At 67.6% G+C, this 5,521-nt stretch carries 5 protein-coding genes; 2 read left to right on the forward strand and 3 right to left on the reverse strand.

Annotation, left to right across the window (positions count from 1 at the left end):
• Both ELR45_RS37765 and ELR45_RS13130 read right to left on the reverse strand, forming a co-directional pair.
• Positions 1-1,117: sodium/proton-translocating pyrophosphatase (locus tag ELR45_RS37765; RefSeq protein ID WP_205856536.1), on the reverse strand; the 1,117-nt coding region annotated here is incomplete at its 3' end.
• A gap of 287 nt (positions 1,118-1,404) precedes the next feature.
• The gene (locus ELR45_RS13130; RefSeq protein WP_129666635.1) at positions 1,405-1,755 is read right to left on the reverse strand and encodes an STAS domain-containing protein; all 351 of its coding nucleotides are present in this window, start codon (positions 1,753-1,755) and stop codon (positions 1,405-1,407) included.
• A 230-nt stretch (positions 1,756-1,985) separates the two neighbouring features.
• Between ELR45_RS13130 and ELR45_RS13135 the strand changes: the two genes are divergently transcribed.
• Positions 1,986-4,286 (forward strand): DEAD/DEAH box helicase, encoded by a 2,301-nt coding sequence (locus ELR45_RS13135; protein ID WP_240759633.1) that lies wholly within the window; start codon positions 1,986-1,988, stop codon positions 4,284-4,286.
• On the forward strand, positions 4,283-5,152 hold the full coding sequence (locus tag ELR45_RS13140) for an EamA family transporter (protein WP_129666639.1): 870 nt from the start codon (positions 4,283-4,285) through the stop codon (positions 5,150-5,152). The genes ELR45_RS13135 and ELR45_RS13140 overlap by 4 nt, the downstream gene beginning before the upstream one ends.
• Before the next feature lie 79 nt (positions 5,153-5,231).
• On the opposite strand, the gene ELR45_RS13145 is transcribed toward ELR45_RS13140, so the two are convergent.
• A partial coding sequence (locus ELR45_RS13145) for an Rv3654c family TadE-like protein (protein WP_129666642.1) occupies positions 5,232-5,521 on the reverse strand: 290 nt, incomplete at its 5' end.

Here is a 5,521-nt window from a genome sequence, read left to right on the forward strand (position 1 = left end):
CGGTGTAGTAACCGGTCAGCCAGAGGATGGCGCTGGCCAGGACGATCCCGATGATGACCGCGGCAGTCGCGAGCAGCCGCGGATCGCCGTCGTGATCGCTCCCGATGCCTCCCTCGAGCTCCTCGAAGGTGCCTGGCAGGTAGGCGAAGGCCGCGAGGGTCGAGAGCACCGCGGCAACCGCGGCCGATAGGAAGAATGCTCGGTTGATCGTTTTCAGGCCACTCTCGCCGGGCCGAGCGCGAGTGAAGAAGATGCCGAGCACGGCGGTCAGCGCACCGATCGCCGGAACGATCAACGGGAAGACGAGACCCTCAGCGCCGAACGCGGCGGATCCCAGGATCAGCGCCGCCACGAGCGTGACGGCGTACGACTCGAACAGGTCCGCGGCCATGCCGGCGCAGTCGCCGACGTTGTCCCCGACGTTGTCCGCGATCGTGGCCGCGTTGCGCGGGTCGTCTTCCGGAATGCCCTGCTCGACCTTGCCGACCAGGTCAGCGCCGACGTCCGCGGCCTTGGTGAAGATCCCGCCGCCCACACGCATGAACATGGCAAGCAGGGCCGCGCCGAATCCGAATCCCTCGAGGACGGACGGTGCGTCTCCTTCGTAGATCAGCACCACTGCGGCGGCTCCGAACAGCCCGAGTCCGACAGTGGCCATACCGACGACGCCGCCGGTGCGGTAGGCGATCCTCATGGCCGGTTCGCGGCCGTTGTCCCGGGAGGCAGCAGCGACTCGTACGTTCGCCCGCGTGGCCAGCCACATGCCGAGATAGCCGACGGCACCGGAGAAACCCGCTCCCACAAGGAAGAAGATCGATCGTCCGATCCGCACGTCGGCGTCGCCCGGGAGCAAGAAGAGCAGAGCGAACGCGAGCGCGGCGAAGACGCTCAGTGTCTTGAACTGCCTATTGAGGTAGGCCGAGGCGCCTTCCTGGACGGCGTGTGCGATCCTCTGCATGTTCTCGGTGCCCTCGCCGGCGGCGAGCACCTCTCGCCGGAACAACGCTGCCATGACCAGCGCCGCCAGCGCGATGAGCGCGACGACGATGACATACGACAGGTTTCCTCCGGACAACGAGATTGCCTGCCCGTCGACGGCATATACAGGCCCGGTCATTCGTCCTCCTTGACGTAGCCCTGACACAAAACGTGAAGGCTGTGATCGGGGGGACCCCACGCTTCGGCCGTGGGATCATGGACAACCAACACAGGGCCGGCCTTCGCATCGGTGCGACTCCCGGCCCCATCTGGTCCGGGAGTCTAGATCCCCGGCCGCCGAGGTTTCACATCGGGTGGGCGGCGAGGACACCATTGGTGACTGTTTACGCCTGAGTCAGGGGCGGGCGGGACGCATCGCGCAGGGAACCGCGCCCGCTGTCCGGCATCGGCGCCGCTCTGGTGTGCTCAACCCTCGCGCAGGGCTTCCTCGAGCGTCTCGTGAATGGGAAACACCTTGGTCAGGCCCGTGATTCGGAATATCTTCAGGATCCGTTCCTGGGTACACACCAGCCGCAGAGAACCTTCATACTGGCGGACCCGCTTCAGCCCGCCCACAAGCACACCCAAACCGGTTGAGTCTAGAAATTCGACGCGCTGCATGTCAACAATGATGTGGTACTGACCGGCGTCCACGATATCGACCAATTGTTCGCGCAGTTTGGGTGCCGTGTAGACGTCGATCTCGCCGGCGACCTCGACTACACTCCGATCGCCCAACGGGCCACTGTCAACACGAGACGACAACGACAGGTCCACCTAGAGCCTCCAGATCGATCACGACGGGTGATCCCCCCTCACGATCATGCGTACTAACACTCACGTGACCTATTGGACGTCTGCAATCCCGGGTCGGTTCCACCGACACTGAACTGCTCGGCGTCTCTACAGGTAATTGAACCACGCGCAGCGGATGACGGCACCGTTCTCGTGCCACCGGACGGGTGCGCACACGGGGTGGCGAGCGCGGGGATGCGAGACTCTCGAACGTGCTCCGTTCCACTGATCTGCTCGACAAGCTGCTCTCCCATCCTCAACGGGCTGGTCGAGTCACCCATGTCGAGTCGATGGCGGCTCGGGCGGGTCGGACCGGGCGGTGGCCCGACTGGGTGGATCCGCTTGTGCGCGAGCGCTACGAGGCGTGCGGTATCGCCGCGCCCTGGCTGCATCAGGTAGAAGCGGCCACTCTGGCGTGGAACGGGCGGTCGGTCATCGTCGCCACCGGTACCGCGTCCGGCAAGTCGATGGCATATCTGCTGCCGGCCTTGAGCGCTGCGCGGGCCGGACGACGGCGTGGTGGGACGACACTGTATATCTCGCCGACGAAGGCGCTTGCGGCCGATCAGCTTCGGGCGGTGGACGAATTGGGCGTCCCGGACGTCGTCGCGACCACGTATGACGGAGACACCCCGTCGGAGCTGCGGACGATGGCCCGTAACCATGCGACCTACCTCCTGACCAACCCGGACATGCTGCACCGGTCGATGCTCCCCGGGCACCACCGCTGGGCGGGTTTCCTGCGATCGCTGCGGTTCGTCGTCGTCGACGAGTGTCACGAGTATCGCGGCGTCTTCGGTTCGCACGTCGCTCAGGTGCTGCGTAGACTGCGCCGGATCTGTGCGGGCTATGGCTCGACGCCGACGTTCATTCTCGCATCGGCGACGACGGCCGACCCCGCTGCGACCGCCGGACAGCTGACCGGCCTCGAAGCGGCGGCGGTGACCGACGACGCATCGCCCAAGGGAGCCCTATCGTTCCTGCTGTGGGAGCCCCCGTTCCGTCCGGGCGACGCCGGGGCCGACGCGGAGAAGGCAGGACGCCGAAGCGTGCTGGCCGAGACCGCAGACCTGCTGGCTGACCTGGTCATCGCCGATGCACGCTCGGTCGCCTTCGTCCGCTCGCGTCGTGCCTCGGAGACCGTTGCCGGCCTCGCGCGGGCCACGTTACGGGCGGTTGATCCGGAGCTGCCGGAGCGAGTCGCGTCATATCGAGCCGGCTACCTGGCCCACGAGCGGCGAGCGCTGGAGGCCGCCCTCCAGGACGGGCGGTTGCTCGGCGTCGCCGCGACGACCGCGCTGGAGCTCGGAGTGGACGTCAGCGGGCTGGACGCGGTGCTGATCGCGGGCTGGCCGGGGACGCTGGCGTCGTTGTGGCAGCAGGCGGGCCGGGCCGGCCGGGCCGGCCGGGATGCGCTGGCGGTACTGATCGCCAGCGACGACCCGCTCGACTCGTACGTCGTCCATCACCCGGAGGCGGTGTTCTCCCGGCCCATCGAGGCCACCGTGCTCGACCCCAGCAATCCGTACGTGCTGGCGCCCCATCTCTGTGCGGCGGCCGCGGAGAGGTCGCTGTCGGACGCGGATGTCGACCTTTTCGGACCGACGACGTCCGGCGTCCTGGACACGCTCGTGTCGGAAGGCCTGCTGCGCCGCCGTGGCGATCGGCACCCCCGGTGGCATTGGACCAGGCGGGACCGGCCGGCCGACCTGGCTGACCTGCGAGGTTCCGGCGGGCTGGTCACGCTCGTGGAGCCGGAGACAGGCCGGGTGCTCGGGACTGTCGATGAGGTGCGGGCACATTCCGGCGCCCACCCCGGCGCGGTCTATGTGCACCAGGGCGAGACATACGTCGTCCAGTCGCTGGACCTGGAGGCAGGGGTCGCACTTGTCCAACGTGAGGCCCCGGACTACACGACGTCGGCGCAAGAGGTCAGCGCGCTGCGGATCGTGGCGGAATCGGACTCCCGGATGGGGCGGCATGCGCGGTTGGTGCTCGGAGACGTCGAGGTCACCAGCCAAGTCGTCGGCTACACCAAGCGCCTGCTCGGCAGCGGCGAGATCATCGGGAGCGAGCCGCTGGATCTCCCCGAGCGACACCTGCGGACTCGATCGGTGTGGTGGACGTTGCCGGACGATGCGATCACAGGCGCTGGCGTTGATGAGGCTGACGCTGCCGGCGCGGCGCATGCGGCGGAGCACGCGTCGATCGGGATGCTCCCGCTGATCGCCAGCTGCGACCGTTGGGACGTCGGCGGGCTGTCCACGGTCCGGCACGCGGAAACCGGCCTGCTCACGGTGTTCGTGCACGACGGTCATCCTGGCGGAGCAGGATTCGCGGAGCGTGGGTACCGAGCCGCCGCCGAATGGCTCGGTATGACCCGGCGGACGGTGGCCGAGTGCCCGTGTGAACGTGGCTGTCCCTCATGTGTGCAGTCTCCGAAATGCGGCAACGGTAACGAGCCCCTCGACAAGGCCGGTGCGATCCGGTTGCTGGACGTGGTTCTGGAATGACGGCGCTGCTACGTTCGGTCCCGCCCCCGGGCCTGGTGGTGGGCGGCATCGTATCGGTCCAGCTTGGAGCCGGGATCGCCAAGGGGATCTTCGACAGCCTGCCACCGAGCGCGGTGGTCTTCATGCGGCTGCTGACGTCCGCCGTGGTGCTCACTCTCGCGAGCCGGCCGTTGCTCAAGAAGTCGCTGCGTGCGGCCACACGGTCGGACAAGCTGGTGCTGGTCGGGTTCGGCTTGGCGCTGGCGACGATGAACTTCGCCATCTACCAGTCGTTCGCCAGGATCCCGCTGGGTATCGCCGTCACTATCGAGTTCCTGGGGCCGCTCGGCGTCTCCGTGGCGTTCTCTCGGCGCCGCCTCGACCTGCTGTGGGTAGGGCTTGCCGCCTTGGGTGTCGTCATGCTGATGCGTGGAGATGCCGGCGAGCTCGACCCGGTGGGTATCGCGTTCGCGCTGCTGGCCGCTGCTGGCTGGGCATCGTACATCCTGCTCAGTGCCCAGACCGGTCGCCGTTTCGAGGGCTCGTCCGGTTTGGCGGTGGCGAGCGTTGTGGGCATGGCCGTCATGGCTCCGGTCGGAGTCAGCGCTGGAGGTACCCAGCTGGTGGAGCCAGACCTGTTCGTGATCGCGATCGCCATCGGCTTGCTCTCGTCCGTGATCCCCTACTCGCTGGAGCTCGAGGCGCTGCGCCGGATGCCGGCGAAGGTGTTCGGGATCCTCATGAGTATCGAACCCGTGGCCGCAGCTCTCGTGGGCCTGGTTCTGCTCAATGAGGTGTTGCAGCTGCGTGAATGGGCGGCTATCGGGTGCGTTGTCATCGCCTGCGTCGGCGCGACCCGTACTGGTGCACAAGCTCCCGAGGCCTGACCTCGCTACGCGCTACCCGAGCGCCTGCCAGGCATCGTCGATGTCGCTGCGGGCCTGTTCTCCCGAACGGTGGAAATGCCTAGCGTGGACCGGCACGGGCACGTCGGTCTTGAGGTGGCAGCCATGACGAGCCCGTGCCGGTGACAAGGACGCGGACCTGTACTTCGACCTCGCGGCCGTCGACGACGCAACTGCGCATTTCTGCGCCGTTGGCGACGGCGATGGCTTCGGCGGTGGTGCACGCGGTTGCCGGATCGCGGTCCATATGGGTGGCTGCCGCGAGTGCGGCGAGGTCCGCGGCCGCGGCGGCCTGTCGCCGGGCAGACTGTCCGGCGGACAGGATTCCGGCGAGTGCCAGCGCTGCCACGA

This window comes from Phytoactinopolyspora endophytica (assembly GCF_004138495.1).
Lineage (GTDB): Bacteria > Actinomycetota > Actinomycetes > Jiangellales > Jiangellaceae > Phytoactinopolyspora > Phytoactinopolyspora endophytica.

Bases quoted from the DNA above. Each gene is read 5' to 3' on its own strand.
- ELR45_RS13140 (WP_129666639.1), top strand. From the start codon at position 4,283: ATGACGGCGCTGCTACGTTCGGTCCCGCCCCCGGGCCTGGTGGTGGGC.